The organism is Streptomyces cupreus, from assembly GCF_014257025.1.
GTDB lineage: Bacteria > Actinomycetota > Actinomycetes > Streptomycetales > Streptomycetaceae > Streptomyces > Streptomyces cupreus.
This window is the reverse complement of sequence record NZ_JACMSF010000057.1, coordinates 25,307-46,848: the sequence shown is the minus strand read 5'-3', so window position 1 is coordinate 46,848 and position 21,542 is coordinate 25,307. Positions and strand designations below refer to the sequence as shown.

Sequence of the window (21,542 nt, the reverse complement as noted above, 5' to 3'; positions counted from 1 at the left end):
ATCGCCCGCGCGGCCGTCAATTCCCTCACAGCACCGACCGCGCCGGCCTCCGGTCCCGGTTCTCAGCTCGTCCCGCCCGCTCTGCCGTTCGCTCCCGCGACGCGCAGGGGCACCGGATCGAGCGGTGCGGGCTCCTCGCCGCCGTGGGCGACCCGCGCCCACCAGGACGCGCCGTCCTCGATGTGGCGCAGCAGGACTCCCTCGCGGATCGCCCAGGGGCAGACGGTGACCGTCCGCAGGCCGGTCAGCTTCATCGCCGTGTGCCCGACGACCGCCCCGGCCAGGCTCTGCGCGGCGCGCGGCGCGGAGATGCCGGGCAGCCGGGAGCGCTCGGCGGCGGGCAGTTCGGCCAGCCGGTCCACCGCCGCGCGCAGGTCGCGGCGGTGCAACAGCCGCTCCACGAACGGGCCGTCGCGCCCGGGCGCCGCCCCGCACAACCGGCCCAGCTGCTGGAACGTCCGTGAGGTCGCCACCGCCGTGCGCGGTCCCTCCCAGCGGATCCGGGCCGCGACGTCCCGCAGCTGATGGCGCACCTTGCGGCGCAGCGCCCGTACCCGTTCGGGCGAGGGCGGATCGTCGCCGTCGAAGAACTCATGGGTCAGCCGTCCCGCGCCGAGCGGTAACGAGGCCGCGAAGTCCGGCAGCCGGCCCCGGCCGAACGCCACCTCCAGCGAGCCGCCGCCGATGTCCAGCAGCGCGAGCGGCCCCGACCGCCAGCCCATCCACCGCCGCGCCCCGAGAAACGTCAGCTCGGCCTCCAGTTCACCCGGCAGGGTGCACAGATCCACCCCGGTCCGCGCCCGGATCGCACACAGCACCTCTCGCCGGTTCGGGGCGGCCCGCACCACGGCCGTGGCGAAGGCCACGGGATCGGCCGCCCGCCACCGCGTCGCGGTCCTGCTCGCCTCTGCGACCGCGCCCACGAGCCGTTCGACGGCCTCCTCCGGAATCGCGTCCCCCGGTTTGACGTGCTCGGACAGCCGCAGTCGCCACTTGGCGGTGTGCACCGGCAGCGGCACGCCGTCCTGGGCGTCCGCCACCACCAGCCGGACCGTGTTCGAGCCCACATCCACCACGCTGATTCGCATGGCGCCGTGAGTACCCCGTTTTCACCGGGAACGAACGAAGGACCGCCGTCTCCCTGCGGACGGCGGTCCTTCTTCGGCCAGGTGACCGAACGATCACATGTGGACGACGGGTGCGGCGGAGGAGTCCTGCTCCGGCACTCCGCGCCGGAAGAGGAAGAACGAGATCACCGCGCCGGCGGCGAACAGGACCGCCGACCACCAGAAGGCGGTGGTGTAGCTCTCGATCGTCGCCTGGGCCTGCACCACCTGGCTGGTGGCGTCCCGTCCGGCGAGGTAGTCCGTCGCGGCGCTCGCGGCGAGCGTGCTGAGCAGTGCCGTACCGATCGAACCGCCCACCTGCTGCATGGCGTTGACCGTCGCGGAGGCGACACCGGCGTCCTCGGCCGCCACCCCGCCGGTGGCCAGCTGCATGGCGGGCGGCATCACGAGGCCCAGGCCGAGGCCGATGATGATCAGCGGGGCCAGCACGGCCGTGAGGTAGTCCGAGCCGACGTCGATCCCGGTCAGCCAGGCCATGCCCGCGGTGGCGATCGCGAAGCCCAGCGGCAGCACGGCCTTCGGCCCGATCCGGGGCACCAGGACCGTGGTGCCGACCTGCGCCGCGACCATGAGCCCGCCGACCATCGGCAGGAAGGCGACACCCGTCTTCGTCGGGCTGAAGCCGAGGTTGAGCTGGAGGTAGTAGGTGAGGAAGAGGAACACGCCGAACATACCCGCGCCGGAGATGAGCACCGCGAGGAAGGAGGCCGCTCGGTTGCGGTCGAGCAGGATCCGCAGCGGCAGCAGCGGGTGCGCGGCCCGGGTCTGCCACCAGGCGAAGGCGGCCAGCAGCACTCCGCCCGCGAGCAGGAAGCCCCAGGTCAGCGGGGAGCCCCAGTCATGGGTCTCGGCGTTGGAGAAGCCGTAGACCAGGGCGAACAGACCGGCGGCGACGAGGATCGTGCCGGGCACGTCGAGCTTGGAGTTCGCCGCGTCGCGGTGGTTGGACAGCAGCAGCCAGCCGCCGACCAGGGCGACCAGGGCGATCGGCACATTGACGTACAGCGTCCAGCGCCAGTCCAGGGCGTCGGTCAGCACACCGCCGAGCAGCAGGCCCACCGCGCCGCCGGCCCCGGCGATGGCGCCGTACACGCTGAAGGCCCTGGCGCGCTCGCGGGCGTCGGTGAACGTGGTGTTGAGCAGGGAGAGCGCGGCCGGGGCGAGCAGCGCGCCGAAGACACCCTGGAGGGCGCGCGCGGTGACCAGCATCTCGAAGCTGGTGGCGGCGCCGCCGAGCGCGGAGGCACCGGCGAAGCCGATGACCCCGATCAGGAAGGCGGGCTTACGGCCGAACAGATCCGCTGTCCGGCCGCCGAGCAGCAACAGCGAGGCGAAGGCCAGCGCGTACGCCGTGACGATCCACTGCCGGTTGCCGTCGGAGAAGCCGAGGTCGGCCTGGGCCGACGGCAGGGCGATGTTCACGATGGTGGCGTCCAGCACCACCATGAGCTGTGCCACGGCGATGATCGCGAGGATCCACCACTGCTTGGCCGAGGCGTCGCGTGGCTCCTCGGCCACGCGCACCTCGGCGCTGTCGGACAGAGTCTTCTGGGACATGGGGAAACCACTCCAGGGAAAGTCGTCAGGACGACACCGGCGCCTAAACGAAACGGTTTCGTACACATTGAGGCTAGAGCAGTTCCAGCGAAACGGCAACGTTTCGCTAGGGGTGTGGGGCGGGGCACGCGGAACTGCTGCCGCCAGGCCCTGCGCTCGCTCTACCTATGGCTGCGGGACGATCCGCGGGTGCGCGGCGGCGCCCGCGTGGAGGTGCGGGCCGAGCAGCCCGAACCCGGCCGTATGGGCTCGGCGCTCGACTGCGTCCAGCTCGTGCTCGACAGCGGTTTCCAGCTCGCCAACCTCGCCGTGGCCCGGGCCGCCTGGCGCGCCACCCGTCCGGCCCGGCCGGAGATCACCTTCGAGCGCGACGGCGTCAAGGTCACGCTCTCCGGCCAGGATCCCGAGACCGCGGCCCGGCTGCTGGCGGAACTCGAACGGTAGCGGGCGCATGGACACCGTCGCCGCGCCCGACAGATCCGCCGCCGTCCTGGACTCGCGTGCCTACCTCTTCCGGGACAAGAGGCTCACACGGATCACTAGTGACCACGGTCGGCCCCTGAGCACGAAAGGGCCTGCCGACCCGTATCTGCACCATTGCGAAGTCCGGGCAGGTGACCGGTACTTGCTGTGCACCGGCCTCCCACATGGCGGTCCGCCTGACTCCTCAGGAGATGATGGAGGATCTCATCTCCCTCGCCCTGCGCGCCGGCGGCCCAGGAAACGTCTCGTGCATCGTCGCCGACATCCAGCCGTGCAGCGACGGCACCCCCTCGTACGCGGGCACCCCCGTGGTCATCGGCGCCGTAGCCGAGAACCCGACCGATCTCTACGCCAACTGACGCCGCACCAGCTCATGCAACCGCCCACCTGTGTCCGCCAGCAACTCCGCGGGCGCCCCCTCCTGCGCCACCTTCCCGTCCTCCATCACGATCACCCGGTCCGCGTCCAGCACCGTCGACAGCCGATGCGCGATCACGATCCGTGTGGCGTTCAGCGCCCTCGTGCTCTCGATCACCGTCCGCTGCGTCTCGTTGTCCAGCGCGCTCGTCGCCTCGTCGAAGAACAGGATCCGTGGCCGCCTGATCAACGCCTGCGCGATCATCAGGCGCTGGCGCTGGCCACCGGAGATCGCGCCGCTGCCCGAGACGATGGTGTGCAGGCCCATCGGCATCCGCTTGATGTCCTCGGCCAGGCCCGCCATCTCGGCTGCCGCCATCGCCTCCTCCGGCGTGTACGGCTCGGTGCCGCAGATGACGTCCAGGATGGAGCCGGTGAACGGCTGCGCGTGCTGGAGCACCACACCGCACTGGCGGCGTACCGCCGACTGGTCCAGCGCCGCCAGATCCTGGCCGTCGTACAGCACACTGCCCGAGACCGGCTTGTCGAAGCCGATCAGCAGGCGCAGCAGCGTCGACTTGCCGCAGCCGCTCGGGCCGACGATCGCCACGAACTCGCCCTGGCGGACGGAGAAGGAGACGTCGTCCAGGACCAGGGGGCCGTCGTCGGAGTAGCGGAAGGACAGGCGGCGGGCCTCCAGCGCGCCGGTCAGCGGGCCCGGACGGGTGCTCGCCGTGCGGACCTCCGGGGTCGCGTCCAGCACCGGCTTGATCTCCTCGAACAGCGGCAGCGCGGCCACCGCCGAGACGAACGCGCCGGTGATCTGGGTGACCGAGGTCAGCAGCATCGTCACCGAGGTGTTGAAGGTGAGGAACGCCGCCGCCGACATCGAGCCGCGCGCCGGGCCCGCCAGCAGCATGAACATCAGCAGGGTGCACAGCGGCAGATAGACCGCGCCCAGCACCGTGGTGAGGTTCTTGATCCGGCCGACCTTCTGCTGGAGCTCACGGCTGCGCGCGAACTGCGCGGCCCATGCGGCGTACGCGTAGTTCTCTGCCGCCGCCACCCGCAGCTTGGGCAGTCCGCGCAGGGTCTGGAAGGCCTGGTTGTTCAGCTTGTTGCCGAGCACCACAAGACGCCGCTGCCAGCGCACCTGCCACAGCCCGAGCCCCAGGAACACGGCGGCGATGACCACCAGCATGCCGATCGCAGCGAGCGCCATCGGGACGCTGTACCACAGCAGCAGGCCCAGGTTCATCGCACCGACCGTGACCGACTGGGCGACCGTGGGGCCAACTCCGGCCAGGAGACGGCGAATCGCGCTGATGCCCATCGCCGCGCTCGCCAGCTCGCCCGTCGAGCGCTCGGTGAAGAACTTCGTCGGCAGCCTGAGCAGCCGGTCCCAGACGGCCGGTTGGAGGGTCGCCTCGATACGGCCCTCCATGCGCAGGATGGTCAGGTTCTGCAGCAGCATGAAGGCGGCGGCCACCACGCTGCTGACCATCACCGCGAGGCACACCTGGACGATCAGCCCGGTCTGGGCCTTCGGCACGAACTGGCCGAGCACCTTGCCCGTCGCGACCGGCACCAGCGCACCGATCGCGACCGTCACCAGACCGCTGAGCAGCAGGTTCGTGAGATCCCCGCCGGTGCCGCGCATGCTGAACCTGAGCAGCCTCAGCGGGCTGAGCGCACGGTCGGGCAGCGGTCGGTAGAACATCACCGCGCGCGGCTCGAACTCCTCCGCGTTTGCCTTCTCGACCGGCGTCTCGCGGCCGGTCGCCGGGTGTACGGCGACATACCCACCGCGCCGCCACAGCAGTGCCACCGGCGCGCCGGAGAGCGCCCGGTGGCCCACCAGCGGGCCGACGTTGTCCCGCCACCAGCGGCCGTCGAGGCGGACGGCCCGGGTGCGGACTCGGGAGGCGATGGCCACCCGCTCGACCGGGTCGAGACGGTCGCTCTCCGTGCCGCTCTGCGCGGGCTCGGCCAGCGCGATCCCGGCCGCCTCGGCGACCAGTTTGCAGGCCGCGTAACTGGCGTCCGCGTCGGCGGCCGTCGTCCGCTTGTCGCCGCGCTTGCCGATGGACGCCAGCAGCGTCCGGTCGGCCTGGGCGCGCACCGCCTCACCGGCCCTGATGCCCTCAGCGGTGCGCGTCTCGTGGGTGCGCTCCAGCTGTTCGATCCAGCGGTCGAGGGTGGTGAGCAGGCGGTACTGCTGGTCGACCATGGACTGCCAGACCGCCGGGTCCATCAGCAGGTCGGCGGCGGCCTCCTGGCCGTACAGGGAGCCGTACTGGACGCTGCCGGGCGGGACCTGCATCCAGAAGACGTCGTCATCGGTGAGCTCGGCGGCCCTTTCCGTGGCCATCGGCGCCTGGAAGAGGATGGACAGGCTGCGGCCGACGCCGAGGGCGAGGGCGTACTCCAGCGGGCTCGTCGTCGGCGGGACGTACTGCGGGTTGCCGTACTCGTCGTAGGACCAGGTCTGGGTGTGGGCGGGCTGGTACAGCTCGCGCAGCCCGATGCGGTGCACCACGCAGTCGCGCAGCGGGCGTGCGACCAGCGTGTGTTGGGGGCCGGCGACCGGGCCGAGCAGCAGTGAGCCCGCCTCCAGTCGGCCCAAGTGGTGCCAGTGGCCCTGCTGTTCGGCGTCGACCGCGAACAGGTCCACGGCGCCGGACGCGACCAGCCACAGCACCTGCGGGCCTTCCAGGTCCAGGCGGTTGAACCCGGCGCAGTCGATGCGCGTGCCGGACTGGCCCAGGGCATGGAGGACCAGGTCCCCCTCGTGCACGGAGGTCATCTCACCGCTCCCTGACCAGCGTCGCGTAGGCGCCGCCGCGCGCGACGAGCTCCTCGTGCCGGCCGCGCTCCACGATCGTGCCGTGCTCCAGGACGACGATCTCGTCGCTGTCGCGCACGGTGCTCAGCCGGTGCGCGATGACCACGCAGGCGCAGCCGCGCTTGCGCAGGTTGTCCATCACGACCAGTTCGGTCTCGGCGTCCAGCGCACTCGTCACCTCGTCGAGGACGAGAATGCTGGGCCGGCGCACCAACGCCCGGGCGATCTCCAGACGTTGGCGCTGCCCGCCGGAGAAGTTACGGCCGTCCTGCTCGACCTTGCTGTGGATGCCGCCGGGGCGGCGCATGACCATGTCGTACAGGGCCGCGTCCCGCAGGGCCTCGATCACCGCGTCGTCCGGGATGGACGGGTCCCACAGCGCCACGTTGTCGCGGACGGTGCCCTCGAAGAGGAACACCTCCTGGTCGACGAAGGAGACGGAGGCCGCGAGGGCGCCGCGCGGGATGTCGTCCAGACGCTGTCCGTCGATGCGGATCACGCCCTCCCAGGGCGCGTACAGGCCCGAGATCATCCGGGACACGGTGGACTTGCCGCTGCCCGAGCCGCCGACCAGGGCGACCTGCTGGCCCGGGCCGACGGTGAGGTCGAAGCCGGTCAACAGGGGCTTGTCCAGCGGGTTGTAGCCGAAGGTGATGTTCTGGAGTTCCACGTGCCCGTGCAGTCGGCGCGTGGAGTCGGCGCCGCCGGGGCGGCTGTAGAGCGGGTCCGCCTGGAAGTTCTCCACGTCCTTGAGGCGGGCCACGTCGGCGGCGAAGTCCTGGATGCGGCCCGCGACTCCGTTGAGGCGGGTCAGCGGGGCGGTGAAGCGGGTGACCAGAGCCTGGAAGGCGACCAGCAGGCCGACGGATATGTGGCCCTCGACCGCGCGCATGCCGCCGATCCACAGGATCAGCGCGCTGTTCAGCGTCGCCAGCGTCGGCGCGACCACACCCAGCCAGGCGCTCGGCACCCCGAGGCGCTGCTGCTCCTCCAGGGTGGTGGCGTGCTGTCCGGCCCACTTGCGGAAGTAGCCGTCCTCGCCGCCGGTCGCCTTCATCGTCTCGATCAACTGAAGGCCGGTGTAGGCGGTGTTGGTGAGCCGGGCGCTGTCCGCGCGCAGCTTCGCCGTACGGGTGGCGCGCAGCCGGATCACCACCCGCATCGCCACGATGTTCAGCAGGGCGACGCCGATGCCGACGAAGGTCAGCTGCGGGTCGTAGGTGTACAGCAGGAGGGCGTAGAGGATGACGACCACCGCGTCCACGCCCGCCGCCGCGAGGTCGCGGGCCAGGGTCTCGGCCACCGCGTCGTTGGACTGCAGACGCTGCACCAGGTCGGCGGGGCTGCGCTGGGAGAAGAAGGTCACCGGCAGCCGCAGCAGATGGCGCAGGAAGCGGGCGCTGGAGAGGGTGGAGGAGATGATCCGGCCGTGCAGCAGGTTCGCCTGTTGCAGCCAGGTCAGGACCACCGTGAGCAGGACGGACGCCCCCATCGACGCGAACAGCACGCCGAGCAGGGAGGTCTGACCCCCGATCAGGAACATGTCGATGTAGGTGCGGCTGAGCGCGGGCACCGCCGCGCCGACCACGACGAGCAGCAGGCTCGCCAGGACCGCCGCGGGCATCGTGCCCGCGGTGCCGCGCAGCCGGGCGGGCATCGCGCCGAGGATGCCCGGCTTGCGGCCGCCCTTGCTGAAGCCCTTGCCGGGCTCCATGACCAGCACGACACCGGTGAAGCTGCCGTCGAAGTCCTCCATGGGCACGAAACGGCGGCCCTTGCCGGGGTCGTTGATGTACACCCCGCGGCGGCCGAAGCGGCGCCCCATGCCGTCGTAGACGACGTAGTGGTTGAACTCCCAGAACAGCACGGCCGGGGTCTTCACCTCGGCGAGGGCGGCCGTGTCCATCTGCATGCCCTTGGCCGTGAGGCCGTAACTGCGCGCGGCCTTGAGGAGGTTGCTGGCGCGCGAGCCGTCGCGGGAGACTCCGCAGGCGATGCGCAGTTCCTCCAGCGGGACGTGCTTGCCGTAGTGGCCGAGCACCATGGCGAGGGAGGCGGCGCCGCACTCCACGGCCTCCATCTGGAGCACGGTGGGCGTACGGACCGTCTTGGCCCTGCCCTTGGGCACGGGTCTCTTCGGCGGGGCGGCGCGGCGGCGGCCCCGCGTGTCCTGGGCGGCACTCACGGCAGCAGCCAGTCGACGGGACGCTGGTCGGCGAGCCGGACCGAGGCGTCGGCCAGGGTCATCGAGGTGAGGGAGAACGGCGGCCCGTCGGCGGAGGACCACCGGTAACCGCTCTTCGTCCCCGAGGACTTGTCGAGCTTCACCAGGACGGCCACCGGCCTGCCGTCCTTCGTGAACTGCTCACCGAGCTGGCTGTCGCCGAGGAAGGAGGTGATGGACTGCGCGGACTGGGCGCTGCGGTCCACCGACTTCACATGCCCGCGCAGCACGCCGTACTCCTCGGTGGGCACCGACTGGACGGTGAGGTCCACGGCGGCGTCGTCGGGGATGGAGGCCGCGTTCTCGGCGGGCACGTACACCGTCGCGTACAGCGGGTCCTCGGCGTCGGTCACTTTCTCCACGGCGGCGACGTTCGCGCCGGTGGAGATGATCTGCCCGATGGTGGCGGCGAGTGCCGTGACTCGGCCCGCGGCGACCGTGCGCACGACGGTGTCGCCCTCGGCCGTACGGACCTTCAGGACAGGGGAGTCGGCGGGCAGCCGCTCGCCCTGCTCGGCGAGTACCGCGGTGACCTGGCCCGCGACCGGGCTCTGCAGGATGTAACTGCCCTGCCCGTGCGTGAGGATCGCCGGCGCGCCGACCGTGGAGGCCACCGAACCGGTCACCGCCCACACGGAGGCCGCCGCCATGACGACGACCGTCACGGACAGCGTGAGCCAGCCCTGGGGACGGGCGAACCGCACCGGAAGATCGAGCTCCTCCGGCGACTGGAGCTTGGCGAGGGCCTGTTGGCGGAACTGCAAGGAACTTCCCTCACCTGTGCGGGAGAGCTTCTACGGCATCTCTTACGGAGTCCGAAGAGTCCCGGAGCCGGGGGGCGGCTCCGGGACTCGACGTCACAAAAGGCGCGATCAGAGACCGGCGACCAGGCTCGTGACCGGGGCGGTGCTCAGGCCGGTGACACCCTCGACGGTGCCGACGGCCGTGTTGACCAGGCCGGAAACCGGGGCGATGCCGTCCACCAGGCCGGTGGCGGTGCCGAGGGCGTTCACGGAAAGGCCGCCGGAGACGTTGTCCAGCTCGGCGTCGGAGATCTCGACGGTCTCAACCTGGGGGGTGGAGTTCATGATGGAACTTCCCTTCGTATGGCTATTTCACAAGGGGGGAGCGGCCCCCTCTGGGGACAGATGGGCGACCGCGACCGCGGGCGCCCGGCGCCCGTTTCCGGGTGCCGTCGCGGCCCCCGCGGTGCGATGGATCAAAGCACGCTGCGGGTGCGCGCTTCCAATCAACCAACAGCCTCACCTGGGCACTTGAACCTCAGGGACGGTCAACCGTGAGGGCGCGCACACGGCTTGTCGGCGACTTCTTCACATGCGTCACGGCATCGGTTCGTGAGCGCTCTTGCGGGGCGGGAAGCGAATGCGACACTCCCGCCCCAATGGTGTAACCGGCGGTAGCGGGTTGTGTGGGAGTCCGGTTCCCGGTGACTTGGTTGGGCATTCGATGTGCAGATTCGCTGAAGCCGGGATTCCGCTCCATGGCCGCAACGGACCGTCGCCGACCGGACGCGGTACGTGTCAGCCCGGAATCCACCCGGAATCCGCCCGGAATCCGTCTGGAATCGGCCCGGCTTCAGCCCAGGACCGCGTAGACCGTGCTCGCTGTCGCCGCGATCTCGCCCGAGCCGCCGTCGGTCATCGTGATGTCGGCGAACGCCATCCGGCGGCCCAGCTTGGTGACCACCACCTCGATCAGGACATCCGATCCGGACACCGCCCGCTGGAACGAGGTGGACTGCTGCACCGTCGTCATCGGCCCGTACGCCCCGCGCGCCGCCGACACGGCGATCACCGTCGCGGTGTCGCCCGCCGCCATCAGGGCCTGCCCCGACAGCGCTCCGCCCTCCCGGGCCAGCCGGTCCGACCAGGGCAGACGCAGGATCGCGCGATGGTCGTCCAACCCCTCCACGGTGAGCCCCAGTTCGAGGACCCAAGGGGCGAAGTTGTCGGCGAGGATCTTGTCGGCTTCGGCGGTGGTCATCGTCATATGGGGGATTGTTCCCGGCCCCGGCCGCCGGGACCCGGCCCTTGGCCGAATCAGTGTTTCCAGCGGGGCGCGCGCGAACGGCATTGAACGCCCCGAGTGACCCGTGCGTACCACTGGCCATCCAGGCGCCCCGAACAGCCGTCGCACACAAGGCGGCACGGACCCCGTCCCCCCAGGAGGTCGAGAAGGTTGAGTCACAAGCGAATGCCGAAGCGCAAGGCCGCGATAGCGGCGGGCGGTGTGGCGGCGCTCGGAGCGGCCGCGATCCTGCTGCCCAACGCCAACGCGTCCCAGGACGGCGCCTCGGACGACGCCGCGGCGCCCAGGACCCTGAAGGCGGCGGACGCCTCGGACCTCGCCTCACAGCTCGCCGGACTGCTCGGCGACGCCTTCGCCGGCTCGTACTACGACGCCGACAACCAGCAACTGGTCGTCAACGTCATCCCCGGCGACAACAACAACGTCATCGTCCAGGCGAAGAAGGCGGGCGCGACCGTCCGCGAGGTCGACAACAGCCTCGCCGAACTCGACGCGGGCGCCCGGACGTTGAAGGCGGAGGCGACGATTCCCGGCACCTCCTGGGCCGTGGACCCCCGGACGAACAAGATCCTGGTCACCGCCGACAGCACCGTCACCGGCGCCAAGTGGGACCAGTTGGAGTCGACCGTGGAGAGCCTCGGCTCCGGCATGGCGACCATCAAGAAGTCCCAGGGCACCTTCAAGACCTTCCTCTCCGGCGGCGACGCGATCTTCGCGGGCGGTGCCCGCTGCTCCGCCGGCTTCAACGTCACCGCGGGCGACGGCACCCCGGCCTTCCTGACGGCGGGTCACTGCGGGGTCGCCGCCGCCGAGTGGTCGGACACCGAGGGGGGCGCGCCGATCGCCACCGTCGACGCGGCCACCGCCACCTTCCCCGGCGAGGGCGACTTCGCGCTGGTCAAGTACGACGACCCGGCGACCGAGGCGCCGAGCGAGGTCAACGTCGGCGGCGGCCAGACCGTCCAGATCAGCCAGGCCGCGGAGGCCGAGGTCGGCCTGCAGGTCTTCCGGATGGGCAGCACCACCGGGCTGAGCGACGGCCAGGTCCTCGGCCTCGACGCCACCGTCAACTACCCCGAGGGGACCGTCACCGGGCTCATCCAGACCGACGTCTGCGCCGAACCCGGCGACAGCGGCGGCTCGCTCTTCACCCAGGACGGTCTCGCGATCGGCCTGACCTCGGGCGGCAGCGGGGACTGCACGGTCGGCGGCGAGACCTTCTTCCAGCCGGTCACGACCGCGCTTGAAGCGGTCGGCGCGACCCTCGGCGCGGGTGACGCGGCGGGCGGCGATGCCGGTGCGGGCGAGGAAGCGGGCGCCGGTGAAGAGGCCGCTCCCGGCGAGGAGGCGGGCGCAGGCGAGGAAGCCGGTGCCGGCGAGGAGGCGGGCGCCGGTGAAGAGGCCGGTGCCGGCGAGGAGGCCGCTCCCGGCGAGGAGGCAGGCGCCGCCGACGAGTCCGGCCTGACCGACACGCACTGACCCCGAGGCACCGCACCGGTCCGGGTGGCCGGCCCTTCGGCGGGAGGGCCGGCCACCCCCGTGTCAGCCCCGGGCCCGCAGCAACAGCACCGCCACGTCGTCGATCCGCCCCCGCGGCATCGCACGCGACTCCACGAGCCGGTCGGCCAGCTCGTCCAGCGGCAGGTCCCCGATTGCCGCGAGCACCTGCCCGAGATCGGCCAGCGCGTCCTCGATGTCGGTGCCCGGCGACTCGATCAGCCCGTCGGTGTAGAGGACGAGCACGCTTCCGGGCGCGAGATCCACCTCCGTCGTCTGATACACGGCCGAGCCGTCGATCCCCAGCAGCGGACCCCCGGCCAGATCGAGCACCCGAACCCGCCCGTCCGGCCGTCTCAGCAGCGGCGGCGGATGACCCGCCCGGGCCATCACGGCCCGCCCGTGCTCAGGGTCAAGACGCAGATACAGACAGCTCGCGAACAGATCGGCGCCCAGGTCGATCAGCAGCCGGTTGGTGCTGGTCATGACCTCCGCGGGCGGCTGCCCGACGGTCGTGTATGCCCGTACGGCCGTACGGATCTGCCCCATCAGACCGGCCGCCGTCACATTGTGTCCCTGCACGTCCCCGATCACCGCCGCCGCCTGCCCCTGCGCGGGCACCAGGTCGTAGAAGTCGCCGCCGATGTCCATGCCCTGAGTGGCCGGCAGATAACGGGCGGCGGCGTCGATGCCGGGCAGCGGCGGCAGCGAGTGCGGCAGCAGGGCCGCCTGGAGGCCGTGGGCCAGCTGGTGCTTGGCGTCGTAGAGCACCGCACGCTCCAGGGCCTGCGCGATCAGCCCGCCCAGACTCGTCAGCACCGCCCGCTCGTCGGCGGGGAAGGGGTGCCGCTCGGCGTAGGCGAGCACCAGGGTGCCCACCTGGCGGCCGGAGGCGATCAGCGGCAGATAGGCCCAGGCGGCGAACCCGTCGGGCGTGGCCTCCTCGGCCGGATACAGCCGCTCCAACTCTTGCCGGTCCTCGTAGAACGCGGGCACCCCGGTGGTCAGGGCATGGGTGCCCGGGGTCCGTTCGATCAGCGGCAGCCCGTCGAACCGCTCCACGAGATGCGGGTCCGGATAGCCGTGGTGGCCCAGCACATGCAGCCGGCCCGCCCGGGAGCCGAGCACCACCAGGGCCCGGCTGCCCACGGCCGGGGCGATCTCGTCCGCGACCAGCTGGACGACGTCCTGCACGCTCACCGCCTCGGTGAGCGCACCGGCCAGGCCCAGCACCTGGGAGATGGTGACCAGACGTGACGGGGTGTCGTCGGCCCGGCGGTGCGCCCGGTTCATCTCGGCCACGGCCCGCGCCCGGGCGATACGCAAGCTGAGCCCCGTGGTGCTCGGGTACAGCCGGAACGACAGCCAGTCGCCCGGCGGACGCAGCGCCACGAAGGAGGTGCTCTGCTGGCTGAGCAGCGCGGCCCGGTAACGGTCCTCGTAGACCGGGTCGTTGAGCCAGGGCACCGACGCCCACAGCTGGGTGCCGAGCAACTCACTCACCGGCACGCCGATCAGCTCGGCCGCCGCCGCGTTGGCGAACGAGATCCGCCCGTGCAGATCGAGCGAGCACAGCCCGTACGGCAGCCGTGCCACCATCCGCGCCGACTCGACCGTGCCGAGTGTGCCGGCGGCGCCGGCCAGGGCGGGGCCGGCGAGCAGGTCGGGCTCGGGCAGCAGCGGGACGCTGTCCTCCAGGGCGCGGGCCAGCCGGGCGGCCAGCCGGCCGCAGGCGGCGGTCAGATGGGTGCGCTCCCGGTCGGAAAGATCGGGCGGGTGCGACCCCGGCCAGGTCACGAAGACCGCGCCGTAGGCGGTGGACTCGGTGGCCACCGGCAGCGCCGCGAGCGCGAAGGGGTAGGGCAGGACGACGGAGATCCGCGGATACAGGCGGGCCATCTCCTCCTCGCCGCCGACCCACACCAGCCGCCTTTCGCGCACCGCGTCGGCCACCGGGACGGGCGCGCTGAGCCCCACCCGCTCCCAGGGCGCCGCGAACGCCCGGGGGAGTCCCACCATCACCGCCATCTCCAGGACCGGCTCCTGGCTCGCCAGCAGATAGACCGCGCCGGAGTGCGCGTGGACCTCGTCCATCATCGAGGCCAGCGCGAGGGACAGCAGCGGCCGGCCGACCCGCGTCCTGGCGGTGGCCGGTGCCTGGGCGGACGGTTCCCCGTCGGACACGCCGACCACCTCCTCGCACGGCCGGGCGACGGTCCCCAGAGGACAAATCTGCCCCTTCGGGGCCCATCGCGCACGGCGAGAGCGCCCGGCGGCGACGGCTCGGCACGGGCACCGGTGCCCCAGCCATGGTGGGGCGCGCGTGTACCCCGTTGCCCCGGACCCATGCCCCCACAGTCGATGCGCGCGGAGGTGCGCGGGAGCCGTGCGTGCGCCCCCGCGCTCCCTGATGGCCGGTTCCTCGCGCCCAGGAGCTGTCAGGGCCGCTAAGAATGGGACACGCACAGAACACCGAGAACCGGCGAACGCGGGCTGAAGGGGCGGCAGTGATCCGGGTGCTTCTGGTGCACGACGCGTGTCTGGTGCGGTCGGTCCTGGCGGAGTGGCTGTGCCGGGAACCCGACCTCAGTGTCTTCGACAGCCCGTGGGGCAGCGCGCCCGCGCGCGTGAGATCCGTCCGTCCGGACGTCTGCGCGGCCGACCTGGAGTGCGCGGACGCGTACGGCACCCCGCCGCTCGGCGAGCTGTGTCCAAGTGCCCCGGAGACGGCACCGCCGCGGCTGCTGGTGCTGGCCACCGCGAACCGGCCCGGACTGCTGAAACGGGCGGTCGAGGTCGGGGCGCTCGGCTATGTCGACAAGGAGGGCTCGCCAGAGAACCTGGTTGACGGCATTCGGCGGGTCGCCCAGGGGGAACGTTTCGTCAATGACTCGCTGGGCTTTGGTTTCCTCAAGGCCGCGCAGATGCCGCTGACCAGGAGAGAGCTGAGCGTGTTATCCCTCGCCGCCGAGGGCGCCTCGATCGCGGAGATCGCCGGGAGCCTGCACCTGTCCAGCGGGACCGTGCGCAACTACATGGCGGCCATCACCCGTAAGACCGGGGCCCGCAACCGCATCGAGGCCATCCGTATCTCGCAGGGCGAGGGCTGGCTCTGACCGCCCGCCGGGTACGGGGGTCCAGTCGCCGACGAGGTCCCGGTAGGGCGCCGAGCGGTCGAGCAGCTCCTCGTGGGTTCCGTACGCCGTGTGCCGGCAGTCCAGGACAAGGACCCGGTCGGCCCGGCGAGCCGAGCTGATGCGGTGCGCGACGACCACCAGCGTGCCGCCAGGACGGGCCGCGAAGGCCCGCTCGGCCCGTGCCTCCGCCGTCGCATCCAGATGACAGGTCGCCTCGTCGAGCAGCGCGAGGGGCGCCGAGGACAGAAACGCCCGGGTCAGCGCGACCAGTTGCCGTTCGCCCGCCGACAAGGCTGTCGGATCCACCCGCGCCGAGGGTCCGCCGAGCGCTTCCAGCAGCGGGGTCAGCCCCACCGCCTCCGCCGCGGCGAGCAGCTCCGCCTCGGGCACCGGGTCCGGCCGGAGCAGACCGAGGTTCTCGGCGAGGGTGCCGGTGACGACGTACGCCTCCTGGGGGATGAGCACGCGCAGCCCGGCGCGGTCCGGCCCGTTCGCGGGCCGCCCGTACACCCTGATCGTCCCGTGGCGCGGCTCCAGCAGTCCGGCGACCAGGGCGGTGAGCGTGGACTTCCCGATGCCGCTCGGTCCTACGACGGCCAGATGGGCGCCGGTCTGGAGGCTGAGGTCGAGATCCTCGATGACGGGGGCGCTGTGCGGGCCGTAGGCGAAGGTGACACGGGAGAGGGAGAGCGCCGGGGCTGGTGCGGGGGAGGGAGGGCGGTCCCGTTCGTCTGTGCCATGGTCCTGTTGCCCTGAGCCGTCCCGCAGTAGTCGCCGTAGCACCACCGCCAGGCGTGAGCCGCCGGTGCCGAGGCCGTGGACCAGGTTGCGCAGGGCGGGGAGCAGGGACTGGGTGACGTAGGCGAGCGCGCCGACCAGGGCACCGGTGGTGACGCCGTGGGCGAGGAGCCAGGGCGCGGTGGCGAGCAGCAGCACGATCGGCAGCTGGCCGCCGATCGCGAGGGCGGCGACCCGCAGGACGCCCCAGCGGGCCAGGGAACGCGCGGCCCGCAGTTCGGCGTCGATCCGGGCCCCGGTCGCGGCGGCGATCTGCTGTTCCGCGCCGGTCGCGGTGATGTCCCGCAGCCCCGGACAGACGGTGCCGAGATCGGCGGCCAGTGCCTCGTCGGCGCGGAGGAACGCCTCCTGGCGGCGGGCCAGGAGCCGCAGGCTCGCCGCGAACAGGCCCAGCCCTGCGATCAGGGGAGGCGCCACGACCAGCAGGAGCAGCGGGTCGAGCGAGAGCAGTCCGACGAGCGCGCCGACGGAGGTGAACAGGAAGGACCGCGACATCATCACCAGACCGGCGAACGTGTCCCGGGCGATCTCCACCTGCTGGGTGAGCCCGGACAGCGCCCCGCCGTCGCCCTCCCGCACCCCGCGCGCCACGACCCGGGCGACGAGCCGGTCCCGCAGCGGTTCCACCAGCGCGGCCACCGCCGCGTACACCCGGGCGGTGCCGTAGGCGCCGACGACCACCCCGAGCCCGGCGATCCCGAGCCAGCAGAGCCCGGTGGCCGGCCGTCCGGCCAGGAACCCCTCGTCCAGGGCGCGGGCGGGCGCGTACCCGGTGAGGAAGGTCTGCCCCGTCTCCAGCACCGACCAGCAGGCGAGTCGCACCAGCACCCGCCACCGGGCTCGCAGGAAGCGCAGACCGAGCCGCTGGATCCCCACCTCTGTCACGGCGTCTCCTTCGCGCCCGGCTCCCCGAAGACCGCCCGGTAGCCGGCGTCCCGCCACAGCTCCTCGTGCGTCCCGACCGCCCGGATGCGCCCCTCGTCCAGCCAGGCCACGGCGTCCGCGCGGGCCGCCGTCATCGCGCGGTGGGCCATCAGGAGCCGGGTGGTTCCGGGGCCGCCACCCAGCAGCGCCCCGGTGATGTGCGCCTCGGTGACGGTGTCGAGGCTGGAGAGGGCGTCGTCAAGGATCAGCAGTCGGCCGCCGTGGGCGAACGCCCGGGCCAGGCCGAGTCGTTGGGACTCTCCGCCGGAGCGCGGTGCGTCGGCGACGGCGGTGGCGTAGCCGTCGGGCAGCAGGCGTACGAAGTCGTCAGCGCGGGCTGTCCGGGCGGCCTGCCGGATGCGGGCGGGGCAGGGGGCGGCCGGTCCGAGGCCGATGGCGGCCTCGATGGTGGCGCCGATCAGGGCGGGGCGTTCGAAGGCGTGGCCGACGGCGCGGCGCAGCGCGTCGTGGGTGAGTTCGCGCAGCGGCACTCCGTCGAGCAGGACCTCTCCGTCGTCCGGGTCGGCCAGCCGCCCGGCGACCGCGGCGAGCAGTGACTTGCCCGCACCGGACCGGCCGACCACGGCAAGCGTCGTTCCGCCCGGTACGACGAGGTCGACCCCGTCGAGCACGGTCCGCCCCCCGCGCCGGGCGGTGATGCCGCGCAGCTCAAGGCGGCCCGGACCGGGCGGCAACTCGCGCGGGCCGTAGGCGGGGGCGGGCTCCGCCAGCACCTCGCCGAGCCGGTCGGCCGCCGCCCGGGCCTGGGCGAGCCCGGCAAGCTGTCCGACCAGCACGCCGACGCCGACCGCGAGCACCGCGTACCGCCAGGCGGCGAGCACCTCGCCCACCGACAGCCGGTGCCGGGCGAGCAGCACCCCCGCCACGGCCACGACCGCGAACTGGAGCAGGGGCGCCACGGCGACGGCCTGGCCGGCCGCGCGCCCCTGCACCTGCCACATGCGGTGGCCCGCCCGGGACAGTTCGGGCAGCGGCCCGAGGATCCGCGCGGTCTCCCGGTCCGCCGCACGGGCCGCCGCGATGGTCCGATGCCCGCCGACGGCCTCCGCGAGCGCGGCCGCGATGTGCCCCTGCACCTCCTGGTACCGGGCCACACACGTCGAGGTGTCCCGGGCCAGGGTCCGCAGCAGCAGCGTCAGCACCGGGGCTCCGGCGAGGAACACCAGCGCGAGCCAGAGGTCGATCAGGGCGAGCGCCACGACGCCGCCCAGCGGCCCGGCGAGCGCGGCGACCAGCGCGGCGCGGGCGGCCGGTGCCGTACCGGCCTGCGCGGCGTTGCCGACGAGCCGGGCGACGAGGTCGCCGGGCCCGAAACGGGCGGCGGCCCGTGGGCCGACCTCCAGGACGTGCTCGGTCAGCCGCCCGCGCAGCCACGCCGCGGTGCGGGCGTCCACTGTGCCGGTCAGGACGGTCTGGCAGGCGTCGAGCACGGCGAGCAGCAGGACGAGACCGGCGCAGTACAGCACCCAGCGGGTCGCCGGGGCCTCGGCCAGCAGCAGGTCCAGGGCCCGGCCCAGCACGGCCGGCAGCAGCAGACCGGCCCCGGTCGCGGCCGTGCTCACCAGGCACAGGGCCACGCACCGGGTGCCGCTGTGCCGGGCGGCCGATGCCGCCAGTGCCTTCTCGGCGCGGGTGGTCATGCGGCATCACATCCGGGGCGGTGGGCAGGACCCCGGGCGGCCCCTCCCTGATGGGAGCGGACCGCCCGGGGCTGAGGATGCACGGTGCTCGTCAGAGACAGAGCGTGATGCTCGCCGCGCTGACGCAGGACAGCAGGCTGAGGGTGCTGTTGCCGCCGGTGTACTCGTCGGACTCCATCGTCTGCAGGTCGAGAAGTGCCATCTCGTGTTCCTTCCTTCGGTGTCGTCCACCCGTCGGGACGGGGTTGGGTCACGGCTCCGTCAGGTCGCGGAGCCGCGTTCTGTGGGCCGCCGAAGCGGTGGCAGGAACGGCAGGTGTGCGTTCTCCCGGTCGCCGAGGGCCGCGCCGAGGGCGAGCAGGCACCCTGCCGTTCCGGTGCCCAGGTCCATCGAAAGACGCATCATCTGGTGCCCAGGGAAGGCCAGTTGGCCCTGGTAGGACATCGCGAACCAGCCGAGCCCGGCGATCTGCTCGGCGAGCCGTTCGTCGCCGGCGCCGGGTGTGGTGGTGCGGGCCAGGTGCAGGATCATCCCGGCACGGCCCTGGAAGAGGCCGGGCTGCGCGTAGAAGCGGGAGGTGGCGGCGGTCAGGACGCCGACGCGGGCCCGCTCGAACTGCCCGGTGTCGTCGGTGGCGTGGGCGAGGCGGTCGTCCAGGACCATCCCGAGGCCGACGCTGCCCTCGCCGAGGTACGGCATTGTCCGCCAGCCCTCGTCGACTTCCAGCGAGCCGCGCTCATGGGTCACGCAGCACTCCAGGTCCCGGCGCAGCCCCGTGCCGGCTGCCTCCAACAGCTCGTGCTCGCCGGTGCGTTCGTACTGCCGCAGCAGGAACAGCGCGGGCCCGCTCGCACCCCGCAGCAGTCCTGCCTGCCGCCGTGCCGTGGCGGCAGGCGGTTCCGCCAGTCGTCGTACGAGGATCCGCGCGGCCTCGGCGGCCCGCTCGGTGAGCTCCTTCTCGCCGGTCCGGTCGGCCAGGTCGCCCAGCGCCAGGCCGAGTCCGGCGAGGCCGCCGTGCAGGTCGGAGGACAGTTTCTGCCAGCGCTCGGCCAGGATCGTCTCGACCAGGTCGAGAGCCCGCTGCCGGTGGCCGAGCCGGTCCAGGACGTGGGCGACGCCCGTGAGACCGTCGTAGAGGCCGAGCGGTGTGCCGATCGGCGGCGGTGCCGTGTGCGCCAGCAGCCAGCGCTCGCCCTCCTCGTACCGCTCGGCGCCGACCGCGTCCAGCGCGTACAGCACTCCGGCCGCCCCGTGCGCGAGGCCGAGGCCGCCGCCGTCGGAGAATTGGGTGATGTCGCCGGGGAAGAGCCGGTCGTCGCGGTCCGGGGTGGCCGAGGCGAGGATCGCCTTGACCATGGAATCGCGGCTGAAGGGCCAGTCCCCGGGCGCCACGAAGGACGGTGCGGGCACCGGCGTGCCGCGAGTGATCTCCGCGACCGCCTCGTCCAGAAACTCCTGTGGCACATCGGGGAACTGATGGGCGATCACCTCCGCCAGGTGCGCCGCCTTGCCCCGGTCGACCACGAACAGCGTGGTGACGGGCAGGAACAGGGCCAGCCGGAGACAGGCCAGCGCATAGCGGTCGACATCGGTGCCGGTGCGGTCCGGCGGGGCGAAGAAGCCGGGGTGGGCGACCACTTGGCGGCCCTGTTCGGAGACGGGGGCCGCGGCCTCGAAGTCGAGCAGGGACACCGACTCCGCGTCGGGCGCGACCATGATGTTGAAGACATGGAGGTCGTTGAAGACGATCCCGCGCGCGTGCACCGCCGCCACCGCCCGCTCCACTGCCCCGTGGATGCGCACCGCCCACGCCGTGTAGTCGGCCACGGCCTGCGGGTCGGGGTCCGGAGTGAGCAGCGGATGCCGCTCGGCGAAGAACGAGTTGAGCGGGCGCCCCTCCAGGAAGTCCATGACCAGGAACCGGTGGTCGCCGAGCGTGAACCAGTCCCGCACCTCGGGCACCACACCGGTCCCGGCCGTCCGCTCCAGCGCGTACTTCTCCCGCTCCAGGCGGGCGACGGCATCGGCCCCGTCGGAGGCCAGCCCCGCGTGCGGCCGCCCCTCCTTCAGCACCACCTTGCGCCCGTCCCGGGTGTCGGTGCCCGCGTACACCCCGCCGCCGTTGGAGAAGTGCAGCGCCTTCTCGATGCGGTACGGCAGATCGCCCACCGTCGTGGTGTTCCGGGCCGCCAGATGCGGCTGGAGGAACTCGGGCAGCGTCACCCACTCGGGCACCTGGAAGGACGGCGCCCGCCGGTCCGGCACCAGCCGGCCCGCCCCGTCGCGCACCGCCGGCACCAGCGAACCGCGCTCGTCAACGACGAAGGTGCGCGCGAAGGCGCCGTAGCGGACGTAGAGCGGACCGTCGTGCCAGCGCAGATCGGTGAGGATGTACGGCCCCTCGAAACCCTTCAGCAGGTCCCCCAGCTCGCGCAGCACCAGGTGCAGCCGCTCCTCGTCGGCCGGGTAGAGCGTGACGAACTTGCCGCTGCTGTCGCGGGCCGCGTACTTGGCGTTGCGCAGATGCAGCAGATGCGGGCCCGGCACGAACTTGAACGGGATGCGCCTGGGCACGCAGTAGTCCCACACGATCTCCGCGATTCGGTCCGCGTTCGCCCGAGTGGCCGAGGCGTGGATCTTCCATCCCTGGGCCGGGCCGGGCGCCGGCGCGCCGTCCGGGCCGAGCGGGGTCAGTGTCAGCCAGTCCCCGATCCGGGCCGCGTCCCATCCCTCGGGCACCGGGCGGCGCGCCGCCTCGAACAGAGGTACCGCCTCCTGGCCTGCCAGGGACAGCCGGTCCGGCGTGTCGTAGAAGTGTCCGTCGGTGAGCGCGTACACCTCGTACCGCTTGTCCATGCGTCCCCCTCCGTGGACCGGCACCGA

The 21,542-nt window shown here is 72.5% G+C and carries 15 protein-coding genes and 1 pseudogene; 4 read left to right on the top strand and 12 right to left on the bottom strand.

What is annotated here, in order from left to right; all coding sequences use genetic code 11:
- Positions 1 to 62: 62 nt before the first annotated feature.
- Positions 63 to 1,088: a Ppx/GppA family phosphatase gene (locus H4N64_RS35440; RefSeq protein WP_186286646.1), complete on the bottom strand. Its 1,026-nt coding sequence runs from the start codon at positions 1,086 to 1,088 to the stop codon at positions 63 to 65.
- 93 nt (positions 1,089 to 1,181) lie between these two features.
- Complete coding sequence (locus tag H4N64_RS35435) at positions 1,182 to 2,684, bottom strand: MFS transporter (RefSeq protein WP_186286645.1); 1,503 nt, start codon at positions 2,682 to 2,684, stop codon at positions 1,182 to 1,184.
- A 114-nt stretch (positions 2,685 to 2,798) separates the two neighbouring features.
- Between H4N64_RS35435 and H4N64_RS46530 the strand changes: the two genes are divergently transcribed.
- Entirely contained in the window at positions 2,799 to 3,128 is a 330-nt protein-coding gene (locus tag H4N64_RS46530; RefSeq protein ID WP_186286644.1) for an effector-associated constant component EACC1, read from the top strand.
- 203 nt (positions 3,129 to 3,331) lie between these two features.
- Positions 3,332 to 3,526, top strand: coding sequence for a hypothetical protein (locus H4N64_RS35425; protein WP_186286643.1), 195 nt, complete (start codon positions 3,332 to 3,334; stop codon positions 3,524 to 3,526).
- Here H4N64_RS35425 and H4N64_RS35420 read toward each other — a convergent pair.
- The 5 genes from H4N64_RS35420 to H4N64_RS35400 form a co-directional block, all read right to left on the bottom strand.
- Positions 3,514 to 6,330: an NHLP bacteriocin export ABC transporter permease/ATPase subunit gene (locus tag H4N64_RS35420; RefSeq protein WP_186286642.1), complete on the bottom strand. Its 2,817-nt coding sequence runs from the start codon at positions 6,328 to 6,330 to the stop codon at positions 3,514 to 3,516. The two genes, H4N64_RS35425 and H4N64_RS35420, sit on opposite strands and share 13 nt — an antisense overlap.
- Before the next feature lies 1 nt (position 6,331).
- Positions 6,332 to 8,554 (bottom strand): NHLP family bacteriocin export ABC transporter peptidase/permease/ATPase subunit, encoded by a 2,223-nt coding sequence (locus H4N64_RS35415; RefSeq protein WP_186286641.1) that lies wholly within the window; start codon positions 8,552 to 8,554, stop codon positions 6,332 to 6,334.
- Positions 8,551 to 9,357: an HlyD family efflux transporter periplasmic adaptor subunit gene (locus tag H4N64_RS35410; protein ID WP_186286640.1), complete on the bottom strand. Its 807-nt coding sequence runs from the start codon at positions 9,355 to 9,357 to the stop codon at positions 8,551 to 8,553. Before H4N64_RS35410 ends, H4N64_RS35415 begins: the two co-directional genes overlap by 4 nt.
- A 108-nt stretch (positions 9,358 to 9,465) precedes the next feature.
- Positions 9,466 to 9,681, bottom strand: coding sequence for a type A2 lantipeptide (locus tag H4N64_RS35405; protein ID WP_186286639.1), 216 nt, complete (start codon positions 9,679 to 9,681; stop codon positions 9,466 to 9,468).
- A 508-nt stretch (positions 9,682 to 10,189) separates the two neighbouring features.
- Entirely contained in the window at positions 10,190 to 10,603 is a 414-nt protein-coding gene (locus tag H4N64_RS35400; protein ID WP_186286638.1) for a PaaI family thioesterase, read from the bottom strand.
- A gap of 189 nt (positions 10,604 to 10,792) precedes the next feature.
- On the opposite strand from H4N64_RS35400, the gene H4N64_RS35395 reads away from it, so the two are divergent.
- A complete protein-coding gene (locus tag H4N64_RS35395) occupies positions 10,793 to 12,121 on the top strand; it encodes a S1 family peptidase (RefSeq protein WP_186286637.1) in 1,329 nt (442 codons plus the stop codon).
- 63 nt (positions 12,122 to 12,184) lie between these two features.
- Here the strand turns inward: H4N64_RS35395 and H4N64_RS35390 are convergent, their stop codons facing one another.
- Positions 12,185 to 14,332, bottom strand: a complete 2,148-nt coding sequence (locus tag H4N64_RS35390; RefSeq protein ID WP_186286636.1) for a SpoIIE family protein phosphatase — start codon at positions 14,330 to 14,332, stop codon at positions 12,185 to 12,187.
- 260 nt (positions 14,333 to 14,592) lie between these two features.
- Between H4N64_RS35390 and H4N64_RS45835 the strand changes: the two are divergent.
- A pseudogene (locus H4N64_RS45835) lies at positions 14,593 to 15,171 on the top strand (LuxR C-terminal-related transcriptional regulator); the annotation flags it as partial.
- On the opposite strand, the gene H4N64_RS46525 reads toward H4N64_RS45835, so the two are convergent.
- The 4 genes from H4N64_RS46525 to lanKC form a co-directional block, all read right to left on the bottom strand.
- Positions 15,094 to 16,959 carry an ABC transporter ATP-binding protein gene (locus tag H4N64_RS46525; RefSeq protein ID WP_336246888.1) on the bottom strand — a complete coding sequence of 622 codons (1,866 nt, stop codon included), beginning with the start codon at positions 16,957 to 16,959 and terminating at the stop codon, positions 15,094 to 15,096. The pseudogene H4N64_RS45835 and the gene H4N64_RS46525 overlap by 78 nt on opposite strands.
- Positions 16,956 to 18,659: an ABC transporter ATP-binding protein gene (locus H4N64_RS35380; RefSeq protein ID WP_186286635.1), complete on the bottom strand. Its 1,704-nt coding sequence runs from the start codon at positions 18,657 to 18,659 to the stop codon at positions 16,956 to 16,958. The genes H4N64_RS46525 and H4N64_RS35380 overlap by 4 nt, the downstream gene beginning before the upstream one ends.
- Before the next feature lie 91 nt (positions 18,660 to 18,750).
- A complete protein-coding gene (locus H4N64_RS35375) occupies positions 18,751 to 18,861 on the bottom strand; it encodes a SapB/AmfS family lanthipeptide (protein ID WP_186286634.1) in 111 nt (36 codons plus the stop codon).
- A gap of 59 nt (positions 18,862 to 18,920) precedes the next feature.
- Positions 18,921 to 21,515 carry a class III lanthionine synthetase LanKC gene (gene lanKC, locus H4N64_RS35370; RefSeq protein WP_186286633.1) on the bottom strand — a complete coding sequence of 865 codons (2,595 nt, stop codon included), beginning with the start codon at positions 21,513 to 21,515 and terminating at the stop codon, positions 18,921 to 18,923.
- Positions 21,516 to 21,542 lie beyond the last annotated feature (27 nt).

What these genes read in the sequence shown, in the direction of transcription:
- H4N64_RS35375 (WP_186286634.1), bottom strand. Translation starts at nt 18,861, where the DNA reads ATGGCACTTCTCGACCTGCAGACGATGGAGTCCGACGAGTACACCGGC.
- H4N64_RS35405 (WP_186286639.1), bottom strand. Translation starts at nt 9,681, where the DNA reads ATGAACTCCACCCCCCAGGTTGAGACCGTCGAGATCTCCGACGCCGAG.
- H4N64_RS35420 (WP_186286642.1), bottom strand. Translation starts at nt 6,330, where the DNA reads ATGACCTCCGTGCACGAGGGGGACCTGGTCCTCCATGCCCTGGGCCAG.
- H4N64_RS35400 (WP_186286638.1), bottom strand. Translation starts at nt 10,603, where the DNA reads ATGACGATGACCACCGCCGAAGCCGACAAGATCCTCGCCGACAACTTC.
- H4N64_RS35440 (WP_186286646.1), bottom strand. Translation starts at nt 1,088, where the DNA reads ATGCGAATCAGCGTGGTGGATGTGGGCTCGAACACGGTCCGGCTGGTG.
- H4N64_RS35380 (WP_186286635.1), bottom strand. Translation starts at nt 18,659, where the DNA reads ATGACCACCCGCGCCGAGAAGGCACTGGCGGCATCGGCCGCCCGGCAC.
- H4N64_RS35435 (WP_186286645.1), bottom strand. Translation starts at nt 2,684, where the DNA reads ATGTCCCAGAAGACTCTGTCCGACAGCGCCGAGGTGCGCGTGGCCGAG.
- lanKC (WP_186286633.1), bottom strand. Translation starts at nt 21,515, where the DNA reads ATGGACAAGCGGTACGAGGTGTACGCGCTCACCGACGGACACTTCTAC.
- H4N64_RS35425 (WP_186286643.1), top strand. Translation starts at nt 3,332, where the DNA reads ATGGCGGTCCGCCTGACTCCTCAGGAGATGATGGAGGATCTCATCTCC.